This is a genomic window from Cellulophaga sp. 20_2_10 (assembly GCF_023476645.1).
Lineage (GTDB): Bacteria > Bacteroidota > Bacteroidia > Flavobacteriales > Flavobacteriaceae > Cellulophaga.
In genome coordinates this window covers 17389-34441 of sequence record NZ_JAMCOJ010000008.1, presented here as the reverse complement: position 1 = coordinate 34441, position 17053 = coordinate 17389, and the positions used below count along the sequence as shown (strand labels likewise).

Sequence of the window (17053 nt, the reverse complement as noted above, 5' to 3'; positions counted from 1 at the left end):
TAGAGTATAGGTGTTTTTAAATGCTTTTAGCAAAATCTAAAAACACTTTTTTATGTAGTTCTAGATCTAGATTAGGAGAAAGCGATGCACGTACAATATAATCTTTATCGCCTTCTTTTGTTGTTCCTTGTGTAGATGTAGCAGGTATTGTCCAGTAACAACCTTTTAATTGTCCGTAACTTACACAGTACTTACTTTCGGTAGGGATTTCTGTAATCATTAAATTAATTAACTTAAGATTTAATGCCCTTTTGTAGTCTTCTTTTTCTTGAGCAGTGTTCCCTTTTGTTGGTAGGTCTAAAGAAAAAACTGAAGGTGTAAAATCTTGGGCAGCTAATTCTTCTGACACAAAATTGATTTTTGCTTCTGGCAGCGTTTCTTGTATAAAGTTTACAAACTCACGTGTATTTTTATAAGCCTCTATAATTCTATTATTCATAGAGGGTAGCTGCTTTGCTAATATTTTGTATTGAAGCTCTGTAGCCTCGTTATCACAAAGTATTAAATGCTTTTCTATTTTTTCAATTAAGGTTTCAGTTTTTGCATTACCTACACAATAGCCAGCAGTACATTGTCCGCCACTTGGAAATTTAGAACCACTCGCAAACGAAATTGTTCTAACGGTAGATAATATTTCGCCTTCACCTAGAAAGTGAACATTAGGACAAAATGTTTGGTCTAAAATAAAAACAGGATCTATAGCTATTGTACCCGCTGCAGTTTTACGCTCTTTGCTTAAAACAGCTTTTAACTGTTCTAGATCTGGAACTTCTACTCTTGGGTTTGTTGGTATTTCTGCAATTATGTATGGTATAGCATCTTCATTCGCAATATCGGCTAAAACAGCGTCAATACTTTTAACCATATCGTTATCGCCATCTACAAGCAAGTCTACTATTTCTACATTACTAATGCAAGCAGCAACACGCCTGGCTTGGTCGTTTGTGCCACCATAACAATTAGGAGGAACAACAAATTTAATAGCTTTTCCTTTATGGTTTTCTAATGCATCATGCACCAAGCCCATCATAATAGCATATTGTATAGACAAGCCACTAGATGCTACTAAAGGTTTTGTTGTAGAACCTGTAATGTCTTTAATTGCGTTTAAAACAAGTGGTTTATTTATCTCTTTAGAACTGTTTAAAGCAGCAATAGAAGATTGCTCTGTAAGTGCTTTTAGTGCCGTAAGAGCATTTTCTGGAGTCATTGCAATAGTTTCTCTTCTACGTACGTGTTGTATGTCCGAGATATAACTTGCATTCTCTTCACCATTAACTAGTAGTACACTACCAAGGTGCGCATAACAATTAATATAAAAGTCAATTGTAGCGTTAAGCGCTGTAGTATTAAATTTATTTTGTTGAGAAATAAAAACGGTACTACCGTTAAAGTCTGAGACGTTTGATACCCCATCAACTTTTTTTAATTCAAATTTATAACCGTAAACGCTTTTTAATACGTCAGCATCAAAAAAGTCTGGCAATTCATCAGTATAAAGAATCTGAGTGTTTTTCTGATCAAATAAGTTTTTTCTTAAAATAGCTAAAACGGGAATTGTCCTAGATGAAAAACTAATTACGTTCTCAGATTTTAGATGATGTAAGTTCGCAATTCCCCATTCTAAAACACAAGATAATGGATGCCCTAACCTTATATAGTCATAAGCCGTAGGCAACTGATTAAGTGCAGTTGGTTTAGAATTATTGTTGTTAAACAATGCTTTAAACTGATCTAAAAATTGAATTTTAGCCAATTTTTCATCATAAATATCGAGTCTATGCGTTGTTAGATTTAACCAATCTGTTGGCATATTGTCTAGTACATCTTTAATATAATTCAGCATTTTATTGTCTTCCATAATTTAACCTTTATATAGATTGGCAATTTACATTAATTAGATTTATTTAGTAAACCTTATAAGACCTATTGTTCTATTTTGGCTTACGTTTAACAGTACTTTTTATTTAGCTCTTAAGTTTGTTAAATTTAAACAAACACGTGTTACACATAAACTCATAACCTTTGTAGAATAGCAGTTAACTATTAATTATACAAGAGCACCATTGGCGCCAATTACCTGTCCAGAAATCCATTTAGAATCGTCACTAGCTAAAAACAATACAACTTTTGCAATATCTATTGGTTTTGCCAATCTGTTAAAGGCGTTCATAGCACTTAATTTTTCTATCTGTTCTTGTGACTTACCATCTAAGAATAATTCTGTTTCTGTAGCTCCGGGTGCAATAGCATTTACAGAAATTCCTCTTCCTATTTCTTTAGAGAATACTTTTGTCATTTGTTCTACAGCAGCTTTTGTAGCCGAATAAATAGCATAAGTTGGTAGCATTAATTTTGTTGTGCTAGAAGAAAAATTAATAATAATACCATTATCTGCCAACTTGCTGTCTGCTTCTTGTAATGTATTAAAAACACCTTTTACATTCACATTAAATTGTTTTGTAAAATCGTCTTCAGTAGCATCTTTTAATTTCTTTGAAATCATAGTGCCAGCATTATTTATCAAAACATCAATTTTTCCAAAAGTCTCAATAGCTTTGTCAAATAGCTGTGTTACTTGGTCTTTGTTGCTTACATCTGCTTTTACAACAATTGCTTCTCCGCCATTATTTTTAATTTCTGTTGCAGTAGCTTCAGCTTCTTTTGTACTGTTAGAATGATTTACAATTATTTTAGCACCATTTTTTGCTAATAAAATAGCCACTTCCTTACCAATTCCTTTAGATGAACCAGTTACAATTATGACTTTGTTTTCTAATTTATTCATAGGTTTTTATTTTAAAGCGATAAGTTTATCGGCAATTAGTTTTAAATTATTTTCTTTTATTTCTGGTTTTGGAGCTAGCGGATATACTTGTGTTCCTGGTCTACGAATAAAAGCACCTAAATAAGGATGATTAATAACTTTCTTTTTCTCAAAAATTAAACTGATTATACCCATTATCAAATTTTAATATTTTAAATAAAATTATTTTTTTGCGTTATAGCTTAGCACTTATAGTAGCAAATACGTACAGTTTTACATTTAGGTTAGGTAAGTTGTAAAACAATAAACGAGTAGGTGCAGAATACTAAATTAGTTGTGCAGCAATATGCTTAAGTAAAAATGTTTCGCGCTCTATAGACATTCCTTTTTTAGCGCTAGAAGCCATTGTTTTTTCGTTGTGTTTAATGGCATCAAAAATATTAATCCATTTTGCAGACATACCATTTTTAATCTCGTAAGATTCCATTTTAGTATCACCCAACTCAATATTAATAGTACAGGTGTAGCAATAAGATATCATATGCTGAATATCATAATCTTGCTTATACCAAGGTCTGTATTCTTCATAGGCGCCAAAAGGTTTAATATCTGTAATGTCTTTAGCTCCAGTTTCTTCAATAAGCTCACGTATCATCCCTTTTATTTGGTCTTCACCCGTATCTAAACCGCCACCAGGTAAACTATAATCCTCGTACCTTTCTGTATAAAGCAGTAAAATAGTAGTTCCTTTAACAGCTATGCTTCTAGTAGCGAGCCTAGTATAAACCGCTTTATTTTCTAGTGTTTTTACCTCAGGGTGGTAATGAGTTTTTAAAATCTGCATTTTGTAAATAACTTTGTTACAAAGATAAAATAAGATACGGTCTTAAACTTTAAATAAAACCTGTTCTGCAAAATGGTAGTTGCATTTTTATATTTTCTTATGAATAACCACGTATTAGATTGTTTCGTTAAATGCTCCTTTAACACATAAAATAGGCAACTCATATAGAATTTTAAAGAGGCTGTTTTCTTAGGTTAAAATGTAAATTAACAGCTAATTACTACCATTTATAAAGTTATTACATACAATTACACATATCCGTAATTGTAGTACAGAAAATAGTTTTACATTGTGAGTATATTAAACGTTAAAAAGAGATAATTGCGTTTATTACTCCAATAGGGATTAATAAACACAATGATTTGCGTTTACTAATTAGTTAGGCACAATTCCTCCTTTTGTAGGAAAAACAAATAATTACTTTATGCTAACGTTTAATTAGTTGATAAAGAAGAAAATATAACTGAAAAACAGAATCACTAACAGCTGATTTTCAGAACATTAAAAAAAACGTTAGTCAGAATATGACAAAGGAGTACATAAATAGAATTATAGGTGTCCTAGAAAAGAACAATGTGAAATTTGTAATTACTGGAGGAGTTGCTAAATTATTAAGGAATGAAAAAAAATCCACTATGGATTTAGACATTTTAGTTTCAATTCAAGAGGAGAATCTTAAAGCCTTAAAACAATTTGTGTTAGACTTGAACGTTAGTAAATATCAAATAATTGATGATTTGAAAAAGAATAGAATAATTAAAATTCAAGTTTTTCCTTTTTCTATTGATATTCTCCCAAAATTAGATGGATTGAATACTGAAAAAGTATTTGAGAATTGCGAAAAATTCAGTTTTGAAAATAAAATTATACCCTTAATCTCAAAAAAAGATTTGATAACAAATTATAACCATTTATGAATAGATACGAAAAATTTTTAGTGATAATTGACACAGAAAAAGCAGAATACGAAAGCAAACCTGAATTTAAAGAAGTTTCGTCCTTTTTAAAACCAAATGAATGGGGAGATAATGTAGAAACTTACCAAATGGAAATATTTTATTATCCCACTTATAATTTATTAAATAATCAATTTAGTTTCGGAGAAAATATATCAGAAAAAGATGACAATAAAATTCCTTATGAACAATACTTATCAGAAAGCGAAATAAAGTCACTTTCATTCTATGATTATGCAGGTGACAAACTTTATCGTTTTGCAATACAGAAGGAAGAAATGCTTGATTGGGATTGTATTAATCCTGAAAATTTATTATTAATTACTTCAAATTTGTTAGAATACTTAAAACAAAATAACCTAACCGATTATCATAATGAAACAATTGAAGAATTGGAAAAACTGAATAAATTATCAAAATTTTGTAAATCTATCAATTCAGAAATTATTTTATTTAATCCTGATATGTAAAATACTGTGCCTAACACGGTATAAAAAACATAGGGCATTTGTGTTAAACCGAAAGTTCTGTACATATTAACAAAGTCCGCTAAATATAAAATTTGGCATTTATAGAAAAAACGATAAAAGCAAAATATTTATATTTAGCTAAGTAATAAACCGAAACGAAAGCGCTTATTAACTGCCCTACGTTCCTTATACTAAACGTTGTATGCAAGCTAAAAGAAACAGAATATGTTCGAAAAACTTCTGAGAGAATTAAAACAAATGGAAGGAATTAAAGTTTCGATTCCGATTGAAACGGACGAAAATGGGTTCTTTGATAGAGAATGTCCTGACGAAGAGTGTATGTTCGAATTTAAGGTTCACGAAGAAGATTGGAAAAATAATTTTAAAGACGAATCTGTTTTCTGCCCAATGTGCGGTAATGAATCAACAAGCGATACTTTTTGGACAACCGAACAGGTTAATAATGCTCAAAAACAGGCGGGAGAATATATTGAAGGTAAAATCCATAAAGCAATGAAGGATGATGCCAGAAACTTCAATAGCCGACAACCCAAAGGAGGATTCATATCTATGAATATGAGTGTTAAGGGACATACACCTCAAAAAATAATAATGCCAATACCATCACAGGAAATTTTTGAACAAAAAATTAAATGCGAAAAGTGTGAATCAAGATATTCTGTAATTGGTAGTGCTTTCTTTTGTCCTTGTTGTGGACATAATTCAGTTGAACAAACCTTTAATAATACAATTAATAAGATTGAGAGTTCAATAAATAATATTCCCACAATAAGAAAAGCATTAAACGAAATTAGTAAAGACCAATCAGAAAATACTTGTCAAACATTAATTGAAAAATGTCTTCTCGATTCTGTGGTTGCATTCCAAAGGTATTGTGATATAATGTATTCAAAACATAAGAATTCGAAATCAAAAATTCCTTTTAACGCATTTCAAAAACTTGATGTTGGTGGAGATTTGTGGAATGAACTTTTCAACGAATCCTATAAAGATTGGCTGACTGAAACAGAATTTAAAAGATTAAATATTTTATTTCAACGCAGACATCTACTTCAACATACTGAGGGTATAGTAGACGAAAAGTATATCGCTAAATCTTTTGACAACAAATATAAGTCGGGACAAAGAATTGTAGTAAAAGAAAAAGATGCTATTGAATTAGTAATCTATATAAAAACCTTAACAACCGAAATTCGAAATAAAGTTGAATAAAAAAAAGCCAGCATACAACAATGGCTATAAGTAATTGCTTGTTCTCGTCTACTTACGAATCCCGAAGCGTCGGGACTCACGGACTTTCTTGGTTAGTAATTATTTGCTAAATTAGTTGCTTAAACAACGCAACTATTCTTATACACAACCCTTCTAATAAATAAGAGAAAAACTTTAATGAAAGTCAAACATATAACAGCCATAATTTTACTGCTAACAACATTTAATTTGTTTTCACACGAATGTAGTGTAACTGCTGAATTAGGTTTAAAAGTAAGAAAAGAACCTTCTTTAAAAAGTAAAAAGATATAGAAACTGATAACGGTAATTAAGATTGCTTATAATACTATGTGTAATTAATTGGTTATAAGTTGCTTGTGATAGTTTTAGTGGGTTTTATTTCCAGTATCTATCTATAGTAGTAACTTAGTAACTTAATTGCGGACTAAACCATGTACAGGACCATTTGGTACAATAAAACAAGAAAGGAATGAAAAATATATATAACAAAACACATTTAGTACATCTTCTAATTTTAATTGCATTTCTATTCTGTTCTAGTAGAGCCAATGCTCAAGACATAAATAGTAAAAAAGGATATGATACTCAGATAGGAGTTATGGTTTATATGCTAGAAAATTTAAAAAGCGATGTAATTTCGTCTACACGAGGACTTAATCAATCTGAAACAGACTACCAATTTGACGAGCAAGCAAATTCAATAGGAGCTATTGTTTTACATTTAGCTGCTGTAGAGGTAGGATATCAAAAATCTTCATTTAGAGAAAATATACTTAATGAATATGAGAAAGAAGAACAGGATATCTTAGAAATGAGTCTTGATCTAGATAAAACTAAGGAAATACTTAAAGAAAAACCGATAAAATATTATTTAGATATTTATAAAAAAGTTAGAAAAAATACGTTAAAAGAATTCAAGAATAGAAATGATGATTGGTGGACTAAGGACAATCATTGGTCTTGGTTTCATGTGATGGAACATCAAGCACACCACTTAGGACAGATAAAATTGATTCTACAAAGATTACCTTAACAAACACTTAAATATTTTAAACGGTTGGTTAATTTTTTTGTGTAGCTAAAGTTAAAATTGAGTTGCCTAAAAAATCTATTCAAAATTTATATGAACCAAATTTAGAGTATACTAGTGTCAATTATAACGAAAAGAAGAATATTGTATACATACAATCCAGGAATAGCGATGGTGCCGGAAGTTATGCTGTAATTTGGATAATTGAAAAAGGAAAATTACAAAATAGATTTATTTCAATACCTTTTTAACAAAACCGAATAGAAACCATCATTAAAGCGTACCACCAAATAATCATTGGACAAATTGGCCAGATGGCGGCGCCCTATAAAAAAAAGTATCTAGTGATAAAAGTTTATACACTATAGCTAATAATAAGGTTTATGTATATGTAAGTAGATAGCACATAAGCCAGTATAAATCTGAAAAAAAATAAGAATAAACTAGACTAAATGGGGTGCCATAGAAAAGCGTACATCTCACTAAAGGATAGATCTTATAATTTAATTTATGGTTTTTGCCTACCTATAGAAGAATTACCTCTACATAACATTTTCTAATATCTAACACAAAGGGCTAACTGGCCCCATAACAATAAAGTACTGCTTGTTTGTAAAGTCTGTTACAAATATACATTGTACACTAGCAAATATAGATTACTCTTATTTTTTTTAGAGTACTATAGCTATTATTGCTTTAATTAATGTGTGTTATTTATAAGAGAAAGAATGAGAGAATCTGAGATCCAAATTTTAAAGAAGTCACTTAATGTTATAATAGATTTTTATGAACGGGTAGAAATGGTTAATTCTTCTTCCGAATTTTTAGAAATTCATAATAGGAACATTAAAATGCTAGCGGATTTAGGTTTTGAGAGGCAATCTATTTTTATAAAGAAATGTATTGGTGATTATCCTACGTTACGGGTTTCAGAAATTGAATTATTTATATCTAGACAGAGAAAAGAAAGAAGTTTTTTATGGTTTGTTGGCGGCCGTAGAGTAGGCTTTATTCACGATTTAATAAAAACAAGAGGGGTGCTTTTATCCCAGATAAAGAAAAAGATATCTAAAATTAAAGAGCTTAATATTAAGCTATACAAAGTAGTAGAAAACCCTATTTTTGAAGAGGTTTACGAGAAAATAGGTTAGTAATGAGTATGCCTATGAACTAATTATTAATGCTATAGTGTTATAAAAAATCGATAGTGAAAGCAAAAACCTACTATATACTATGTGTCGTCCTAATAATTGTATTAATAGCAGCTGGTTATTTATTTAATTTTTCTTTTAGGTATCTTCTGTTTTCAATAGGCAGCATAGTTTTTTATCTTTGGAATAGAAATGACTTTATATCAAAAAAAAGAGTTTTAAACAAAGGTATACCGGCTCTAAAGTCAGCTACAAAACAACAACAACAAAAACAACAACAATTTGTTTATCCAACTATAAATGTAACTCCTGCTGAAATTCAGGGGTATATAAAGTTAGCAAAACTATGTTGCTCTATAGATACTCAGAATAAATTAAGTCTTTTCTTAAACACTTTAAATAGTTATAATAATGAAGATGAGTATACAACTACCTTAAATAGAGTAATGGAATACCTTGATGATAATGAGCTGTTTTTTATTATGAGTTTAGATTGGAAACAAGATATTGAGACTTTAGATTGGAGAATAGAAAGAGCTTTGCAGGATAATTTTAATTTATCTGTAGATTTACCCATTCCAGAAAGTTATGGGCCAAATGCTTCTGTTGCTCATGATGCTGTATTTAAAGATTACAACAAGCCCTTAGTACATATCGATTTTCAAATAGGGTTTATTAATACGAATAGTGACGAGTATGTAATCTTAATTCATAAAATAAAAGACACTAAAAAAGTAAAACAAGCTGTTAATGCAATAGGGTACGAGTACTTTAATACGTGATATTTTATATAAGTTTATAGCCTGTTAATCTTCAATAAAAAGGCAGTTCTATTTTTTAACCAGTACTATAGAAATTCCCATAAGTATAAAGGCTACACCACTTAATCTGTTTAACCAAAGGTTAAAATTTGGGTTGTTATTAATCTTTTGCGTAAAACTACTTGCAAAAAATGTAAGAGCTATATACCAAAGTGTACCCATTACCGCAAAAGAAATACCAAGTACTATAAATGGTATTGGGTTTTTAATTTCTGTGGGATTTATAAATTGAGGGAAAAAGGCTAAAACGAATAATGCAACTTTTGGGTTTAATGTATTGGTAAAAAAACCAGACCAAAAATCGTTTTTACCTTTTTTTGGTTCTTTGCTTTCTTTAAATTTCACTGTTTTTTTACTATTTTTTAGTTTAGAAATCCCTAAAATAATTAAGTAAATAAATCCTGCATATTTTATTGTTGTAAATGCATGTTCTGACTTAGATAGCAGTACAGATAGACCTAAGGCAGCAAAAAGAGTGTGAGCTAAAATACCTGTATTTATGCCTAATGTAGCGTATATCCCAGATTTTTTACCCTGTACTATAGACTTGTTTAATACAAAAACAGTATCAATGCCTGGGGTTATAATAAAAATGAAAGCAGTAAACAAAAATGTGATAAAATTTTCTATACCCATTGTTTCTTTAATTTTAAGGATTACACTAAATTATAGAGCAAAGAAACCATTATGTAGTGCGTTTAAAAATTCTTATTTTTGTTTGATTAATGCAAAAAACGCATTAGATATGACTATTCAGCAAATAAAATATTTTTTAGCCCTTTCTAACGAACTTCATTTTTGGAGAACAGCAGAGAAGGTATTTATATCTCAGTCGGCACTAAGTAGGCAAATACAGTCGTTGGAAGATGAAATGGGGATACTCCTTTTTGAGAGAGATAAAAGAAACGTAAAGCTTACTGATGCAGGTAAGTTTTTGCAAGAAAAATGGACAGTTACCATTAATGATTTTGAGCAAGTTGTGCAACAGGCAAAAAAGATAGATGAGGGTACATCTGGTTTTGTTTCCTTTAGTTATCCGGGTTCTATTGCATTTAAATTTTTACCCAATTTTCTTGAGGTTTTAAATTTAAACCTGCCCGACTTAAAATTAGAATTGGTAGAGCCAACAGATGAAAACCACGAGCAATTGTTGCTTAATTACAGTACAGATATTGCATTTAGTAGAGATGAAATAAAAAATATAAACATAGCTTCCTTTAAATTATTTTCTGAGCCAATATGTTTAGTGGTGCCAAAAAATCATTGGTTAACAACCGATTCTTTAAAGAACTTAAACGAGTTAAAAGATGAGAAATTTATTATTTCTGGGTTGTATAAAACAACTTTTTTTGCATCTCTTTTAAGAAGCTTTTTTGAAAAGAATAATTTTAAACCAAAAACAATAATTGAGTCGGACTTTGGAGGAATGATTTTAAATCTTGTATCTAAAGAACTTGGAATTTCTATTTTACCTTCTTCATTTAAATTTTCGAAAACTAAAAATATTAGATTTATAGACTTAAATGAAGAGATAGATTTGTATATCAATTTTAGAAAAAATGATCCAAATAAAATTATTACTAAAGTAGTAGATTATGCTAAGTCATTAAAAAAATAATGTTTTTACAATGAAAAAAGATCCAGAACTGTTTTATTTGGAATTAGTGCGTAGTAAAAACTATAATTTAGAAGTTATAGAGCGTAAGTTTTTAGAGCTAAAGATAGATGTAACAAAGTATAGTTTGTATAAAGTAAAATCTGCTATTGTGTTTGTATCTCATTTTGAGAACGAAATTGATGCTATAATTACCATCGCAAATGCCAATGTACTTTCAATTTTGAATGCAGCAACAGTAAAAGAAGAACGCGGTTAAATAGTAAAAGACTATTTTAATTCGCAAATTAATATCCAAGAACATAGATAAAATGGGATACGATTTAAATTTCTGGAAATATAAAAAAGATGTTTATTTAGAGCATCAAGATACGTATATAAAGTGTTCTGAGGAAGAACTTGTAGACGGACTAGAAGATTTGCCAATTGAAGCAATTATTAAAGATGTTCAGCAAAAATTTGCCAATTGGAAAATGGAAGGAAGTACTATCGATTTTGAAAACCCAGATGGTAAAGGAGCTTTTGGGATATCTACAACAAAACAATTTGTTAGGTTCGATTGTTACGGGATGGAGGGTGAAGATATGAACCAAATAATTGAAGTGATGGTTACGTATAACTGTCCGTTGTACGACCCTCAAGTACCCCAACGTTATGATGGCGAATAGAACGGAAAATATTACGTTTTAAATTGTACCGCTTTGTACAACGGTACAAATATGTATTATATGCTTACAGATATAAATTAGTACTTTCTTTGATGGGCTAGTAGCATTACTATTGCTATTGTAAAATAACAGAAAATATAGATGAAGAAAATCATAGTAATTCCGCTTTTGTTAATTTTTATAGGCTGTTCTAAGCCAATTGAAAAAAAATATGATAAAGCTAGTGAAGCTGAAGACTTGCTCGCAATAAGAAAAGAGATAAAGGTGTATGATTACAAGGTACTTAAGTGGCAACTTTCTTTTTTAAAATCTATTAAAGAAGATTTATCTGGTAAAAGATACCAAGAGATGCTGGCCAACGGTCAAGAAAGATGGAACGATACTTTAGCAAAACGAAAAAGTAATCTTGAAGAGCAGAAACAAAAGGAAGAAGAGGCTCTTAAAAAGCAAAAAATAAAACTTTTTTGTAATATTAAATGGGGAATGTATTATTACAAACCAGATTATTTAGACGTTCATCCAGATGCTGTAGAGTCTAACCCAGAATTAGCAGCGAAAGCCTTTAAGTTAGACCCAAACAATAGTTGGATTATGTTTTATGAAGACGGAACCTGTGACGTTAAATTTTATGACCCTAAAAAAACACACAATTGTAGCTGGGAGTTAACAGACGAAGGAATTGTTTTTTCTCATGGTTGGAAAGATGAAAAACGCGGTAGTATAAAAAATAAAACTACGTTTAAAATTATAAAGTTGGGAGATGAGAACTTTAATGTAACTGAGGTTGAAGAATCTATTAGTCTAGTTTTAAAGAGTGAGCTAAGGATGAGAAAAATAGGATAGTTTTTTTATCTAAAACTAAAACTAGAATTTTAATATTAAATATGCTTAAATGAAAAAACTAATTACACTTCTTGTTTTGTTAGTTGTCACTACAGGTTTCTGTCAAGTATCAAATCTAGATTTAAATAAATTTCCGCTTTCAACATACCTAGAAGCAGAAAATAATTTTCCTGGAGGTCAAATATTAAATTCAGATTACCATACTGTTTCTGATGATTTGGGGTTGCTTTCATTTATAAGAAAAGATAATGATATTGCTGATGTAGATATAGTTGCAAGGTATATTTATTATAAAAAAGATAGTCTTATTCTAGAATTAATTAATGAGTGGGATGTAGCCAATCATAACAAAAAATTAAATAATAAAAAGGATTTAGAGTTTAGAAAAAATATGCTTAGTTTTTATTTAAAAGGAGAAAACGCAATGATAGCTTCTATGGGTGATGGTACTATAGAAGGGAGTATGCCTTTAGAAATTACAGAGAACAATACTTATTATAAAAGTATAATTTGGAATTTAGAGAACGCATTGATAAAGTTAAGTATTACAATGTCTAACAACTACAATAAAGAAACAGGAGAGTTCCCTACGCATAAGGTTGTTGTGAGTATGGTAGCAACAAATATAACAGATAGGCCTGCCTATACAGGTAAGGAGTTGATAAAAAGAGATAGAAAAGAAATACCAAATATAGAGCACCCTATTGTAAGTGGTAAAGACCCCATTTATCCTGGTTGCGAAAACAGTGTAGAGAAAGGAGTTTGTTTGCGCAATAGCGTTAGAGAATTAATACTCAAAAACATAAATGGAGAAAAATTAATTATAAATAGCGGTACAATAAAAATAGGATTTCTGGTAGACATAAATGGGACCGTAAAACCCTGGGTTAGTGATATAACATCTAATAATAGTCAATTGCAAGAAATTGCGTTACAAACTATTAGTGGTTTGCCTAAGATGATTCCTGCTTACTCTAAAAAGACAAAGCAGAATGTTTCTGCAGGTAATCGCTTTTATCTTGTAATTAAAGACAATAAAATAGCTAATTTGGAGTAGTATTTAGGATTTTCAATTTTTATAAAAAAAAAATATTTTTCATTAGCTGATAAAAATCTCTAATGCATACGTAAATATCTTTCTAGGTAAACAAAAGATCCTCATTTATTACTTGCCCAGTAAAGCAATTGCAAATATATACTGCATCCTATCAAATATAAATTGAAACTTTATTTACTACGTACTTAGAACTACTATTGTTTAGGCTTACGTGTGTTATTTTTAATAGCATTAATTTAAACGCCGAAATTTTTAATCAATACATATTTTATAAACTACTAAAAATGCAATTAAATAAACTCATTTTTTTACTAGTACTAACAATTACGATGGGTGTAGTTAAGACTCAAGCTCAAAAAATTTGGAAGGGAGATTTGTTAACAGAACACCTACAAGATTTTGCTTCAGGAGCGTATACAGAAGTTGAAGGTGCTATTACTATAGAAGAATATGAAGGTGTAGATTTAACTGTCTTGAAAACACTAGAAAAGTGTTCTGGTAATATCATTATAAGTGATAATAAAAAGTTAGAATCATTAAAAGGGTTAGAGAATTTAAAAGAAGTAGGAGGAAGTTTTTCAATTTTAGAAAACGCCGAATTATATAGTTATTGCGCTCTTCAAAAAGAACTTATTTCAGCAGGAATAAAAGGAGTCGAGATTACAAAAGGTATTATTGAAAAAATTGAAACTCTAGATAACGGTTACAACCCATCTATAATGAGTTTGCAAAATAAAAAATGCTCAGCTCTAAAGTTTAAAGAGTTATGTTTCTCTTGTTAAAATCTTACGTTATGAAAAATAGTTTAATATTTTTATTAGCATCTTTAGTATGCATATTTAATCTAAAGGCTCAAGAACCTAGTGTTTGGGAAGGAGATTTATTTCCTAAAGATTTTGATAATTTTAAATCTGGCGCATACACTTCTTTAAATGGAGATTTAAAAGTTTATGGTTCAAAAATTATAGACCTAGCACAACTTAAGTCCTTAAAATCTGTAAACGGTAATGTATATATTGGTATTAATGATTATAAAAGTAAGTTAGAGGAAGGGAACAAGTACATCACCTCTTTAAACGGTTTAAATAACTTAAAAGAAATTTCTGGTGAATTAGAAATTCATGAAAATAAGTTACTAACCGATTTAACAGCCTTAAAAAAGTTAAAAAAGGTTGGTAAATTAAATATTGCTCAAAATCCAATACTTACAAGTCTAGAAGGACTTAACAGCGTTTCGGGCAGTATGCCAAACGGATTGGAAATTAATAAAAACAAAAGATTACAAAATATTTCTCAATTGTCTGGCATCACTAGCGTAGGAGAATATATAGCAATTACTTCTAATTTATCGCTTCAAAGTTTAGAAGGGTTACATAATATTAAAACCACCATAGATTGTCATATACAAATTGTTAGTAATAACTACCTAAAAGACTTAAAAGGTTTGCGTAGCTTAAGTAAGGTAGACGGAGAGGTCCAAATAAGATTAAACCCAGAGATAGAAGAGCTAACAGGTCTAGAAAAAATTACAGAAATTAAAAAGTTTCTTCATATTAAAAACAATGATAAACTAAAAAACTTAGAGGGTTTATCCTCATTAAAAAGTATAGGGGAAGACTTTTCAATCACAGGAAATAAAGCATTAAAAAGCTTAAATGGTTTAAAAAAGTTAACAACAATAAAAGGAGATTTAAGTATTACACAAAACCCTTTGTTAAGTGATATTAGTGGTGTTAATACAGTTAAAGATTCAATTAACAGAATTGCTATTTATAAAAATGAATCTTTAACAGAGCTTACTGGCCTAAATAATATTAAGGTTGTTAAAGAAGATGTTGTACTTTCTATAGATGTTTTAAATAAGGGTACAGGCTTTAGTAGTATTAAGTATATAGGAGGAAATTTTAGCATAAACTTAAATCAAGTTAAAGAAATGAATATGTTTAGCAACCTTACGAAGGTTGGTAAAAATATGGGAATTGGCACAAAGATAATTGTGGTAGATTTAAGAAACTCTTTTGAAAAACTGACACATGTAAATAATAATTTTTACATACGTAGCACAAAGACACTGGAACACTTTAGTGGTCCTGATGCGCTAGTAGATATAGAAAATATTGTTGTTACAGGAAATGAAAAGTTAATTTCTTTGCAGGGTTTTAATGGTCTTAAAACAATAAGAGGAGGTATAAAAATAGAAGACAATATTACGCTTACTGCTGTAGAAGGTTTTAATAGCTTAAAAACAATAAATGAAAGATTTTCTATAGAAGACAACCCTGTTCTGGTAAGTATTAGAGGATTTAAAAGTTTAGAATTTATAAACTACCTATGGGTAGATGATAATAAGAAGTTAGCAGATTTAAGTGGTTTTAGTAACTTAAAGAGTTCAAATAAAATATACTTGAGAGAAAACTATTCGTTAGAAGATTTAACAGGATTTAGTAGTTTAGAGAGAGTTAATGAAGAGTTGGATTTTCACGATAATAGCGAACTAAAATCATTAAATGGTTTAGAGAATTTAGTGTATGTTAAAAAATTATTAGATATCACAGGTAACAGCAAACTTGTAGATTATAATGCTTTAAGTGAGCAGTTTATTACATCTAAAACAGATAGAGACTTGTGGTTTTCTGACAATGCATACAGTCCCAGTAAAAATGAACTTCTTATTCATAATAAACTAGATACTAAAGTAATTCCAGAGTCGTATTTAAAAACTAAAAGTAGATGGGGACTTTCATTATTGCGTAATGAGATTTTTGCAAGAAAAGGTTTTCTTTTTAAGGATGGAGATATAAAAGATTATTTTGATAAAGAAGGTTGGTATCAACCACAAGAAGGTATAGAGATTACTTTAAATGATATAGAAGAAGAAAATGTACGCCTAATAAAAATGTATGAGCAACAACGTATTGATAGGGCTGTAGGCGCTATAAATAGTTTAAAAAAGAAGTATCAAAATAACCTTAATTTTTCTAATGAATATAAAAAATATTATCCAATACTAAAGAAATTCATTAAGAGCATAAAAGTTAACGATGTTACAAAATCTAATAAGCTTACTTTTTCCGTGCCTGCAGATGTGGAAGGACTTTGGATGTATGATGATACGGGAGGTATGAAAATTGAAGATACAGATGAGTTAATTATTTTCTTTAATTACACAAAAAAAACGCTAACAATACGTATTAAAGATAATAAGTTGGTAGAAGATCCATATGAACGTTGGGAGGTTAATGAGGTTGTTGATTTTGAGTTTATAATTGAAGATGATTTTTCTGTAGAGTTTGCTAATGTCACTTCTGATTATAATTAACTTAAGCGTTTTTTAATTACGTAGGTTGATTAGGAGATCTTTTTTTGTTTATATAAAAATGGATATAAGCCTTTATCATTAAACAATCATAATGACACTTTTTAGGCGAAATTTGGTTACATAGTATCAAATATAGACTCAACTTCTACATTTATATATTTAAGATTAGATTTTCAATACTATTCCAATATTTTTATAATAAAATAGGGTTAGTATTTATAAAAACTTTTTATGTATACGCCAAGTACAATTATACGT

The 17053-nt window shown here is 29.6% G+C and carries 18 protein-coding genes; 13 read left to right on the top strand and 5 right to left on the bottom strand.

Features of this window, described 5'->3' with window-relative positions:
* Positions 1–16 precede the first annotated feature (16 nt).
* From M4I21_RS14000 to M4I21_RS13985, 4 genes are all read right to left on the bottom strand, one after another.
* The gene (locus tag M4I21_RS14000) at positions 17–1861 is read right to left on the bottom strand and encodes a PLP-dependent aminotransferase family protein (protein ID WP_249559855.1); all 1845 of its coding nucleotides are present in this window, start codon (positions 1859–1861) and stop codon (positions 17–19) included.
* Between the two features lie 189 nt (positions 1862–2050).
* On the bottom strand, positions 2051–2788 hold the full coding sequence (locus M4I21_RS13995) for an SDR family oxidoreductase (protein ID WP_249559854.1): 738 nt from the start codon (positions 2786–2788) through the stop codon (positions 2051–2053).
* Positions 2789–2794: 6 nt separating this feature from the next.
* On the bottom strand, positions 2795–2962 hold the full coding sequence (locus M4I21_RS13990; protein ID WP_249559853.1) for a hypothetical protein: 168 nt from the start codon (positions 2960–2962) through the stop codon (positions 2795–2797).
* A gap of 130 nt (positions 2963–3092) precedes the next feature.
* Positions 3093–3611 (bottom strand): NUDIX hydrolase, encoded by a 519-nt coding sequence (locus M4I21_RS13985; protein WP_249559852.1) that lies wholly within the window; start codon positions 3609–3611, stop codon positions 3093–3095.
* A 524-nt stretch (positions 3612–4135) separates the two neighbouring features.
* On the opposite strand from M4I21_RS13985, the gene M4I21_RS13980 reads away from it, so the two are divergent.
* The 6 genes from M4I21_RS13980 to M4I21_RS13955 all read left to right on the top strand — a co-directional run bounded on the left by M4I21_RS13980 (position 4136) and on the right by M4I21_RS13955 (position 9254).
* The gene (locus M4I21_RS13980; protein ID WP_249559851.1) at positions 4136–4528 is read left to right on the top strand and encodes a nucleotidyltransferase domain-containing protein; all 393 of its coding nucleotides are present in this window, start codon (positions 4136–4138) and stop codon (positions 4526–4528) included.
* Positions 4525–5037, top strand: a complete 513-nt coding sequence (locus M4I21_RS13975) for a hypothetical protein (protein ID WP_249559850.1) — start codon at positions 4525–4527, stop codon at positions 5035–5037. The genes M4I21_RS13980 and M4I21_RS13975 overlap by 4 nt, the downstream gene beginning before the upstream one ends.
* Positions 5038–5262: 225 nt before the next feature.
* Positions 5263–6270: a hypothetical protein gene (locus M4I21_RS13970; protein ID WP_249559849.1), complete on the top strand. Its 1008-nt coding sequence runs from the start codon at positions 5263–5265 to the stop codon at positions 6268–6270.
* A gap of 490 nt (positions 6271–6760) precedes the next feature.
* Entirely contained in the window at positions 6761–7324 is a 564-nt protein-coding gene (locus M4I21_RS13965) for a DinB family protein (protein ID WP_249559848.1), read from the top strand.
* 725 nt (positions 7325–8049) lie between these two features.
* On the top strand, positions 8050–8472 hold the full coding sequence (locus M4I21_RS13960) for a hypothetical protein (RefSeq protein ID WP_249559847.1): 423 nt from the start codon (positions 8050–8052) through the stop codon (positions 8470–8472).
* Between the two features lie 56 nt (positions 8473–8528).
* A complete protein-coding gene (locus M4I21_RS13955; RefSeq protein WP_249559846.1) occupies positions 8529–9254 on the top strand; it encodes a DUF6630 family protein in 726 nt (241 codons plus the stop codon).
* Between the two features lie 48 nt (positions 9255–9302).
* On the opposite strand, the gene M4I21_RS13950 is transcribed toward M4I21_RS13955, so the two are convergent.
* A complete protein-coding gene (locus M4I21_RS13950) occupies positions 9303–9929 on the bottom strand; it encodes a LysE family translocator (RefSeq protein WP_249559845.1) in 627 nt (208 codons plus the stop codon).
* An 82-nt stretch (positions 9930–10011) separates the two neighbouring features.
* Between M4I21_RS13950 and M4I21_RS13945 the strand changes: the two genes are divergently transcribed.
* The 7 genes from M4I21_RS13945 to M4I21_RS13915 all read left to right on the top strand — a co-directional run bounded on the left by M4I21_RS13945 (position 10012) and on the right by M4I21_RS13915 (position 16795).
* Positions 10012–10911 (top strand): LysR substrate-binding domain-containing protein, encoded by a 900-nt coding sequence (locus M4I21_RS13945; RefSeq protein WP_249559844.1) that lies wholly within the window; start codon positions 10012–10014, stop codon positions 10909–10911.
* A 10-nt stretch (positions 10912–10921) separates the two neighbouring features.
* A complete protein-coding gene (locus M4I21_RS13940) occupies positions 10922–11167 on the top strand; it encodes a hypothetical protein (protein WP_249559843.1) in 246 nt (81 codons plus the stop codon).
* A gap of 52 nt (positions 11168–11219) precedes the next feature.
* Complete coding sequence (locus tag M4I21_RS13935; protein ID WP_249559842.1) at positions 11220–11576, top strand: hypothetical protein; 357 nt, start codon at positions 11220–11222, stop codon at positions 11574–11576.
* A gap of 141 nt (positions 11577–11717) precedes the next feature.
* Positions 11718–12419, top strand: a complete 702-nt coding sequence (locus M4I21_RS13930) for a hypothetical protein (protein ID WP_249559841.1) — start codon at positions 11718–11720, stop codon at positions 12417–12419.
* A gap of 49 nt (positions 12420–12468) precedes the next feature.
* Complete coding sequence (locus M4I21_RS13925) at positions 12469–13476, top strand: hypothetical protein (RefSeq protein ID WP_249559840.1); 1008 nt, start codon at positions 12469–12471, stop codon at positions 13474–13476.
* Between the two features lie 329 nt (positions 13477–13805).
* Entirely contained in the window at positions 13806–14258 is a 453-nt protein-coding gene (locus M4I21_RS13920) for a hypothetical protein (protein ID WP_249559839.1), read from the top strand.
* An 11-nt stretch (positions 14259–14269) separates the two neighbouring features.
* A complete protein-coding gene (locus M4I21_RS13915) occupies positions 14270–16795 on the top strand; it encodes a YARHG domain-containing protein (protein WP_249559838.1) in 2526 nt (841 codons plus the stop codon).
* Positions 16796–17053: the final 258 nt, after the last annotated feature.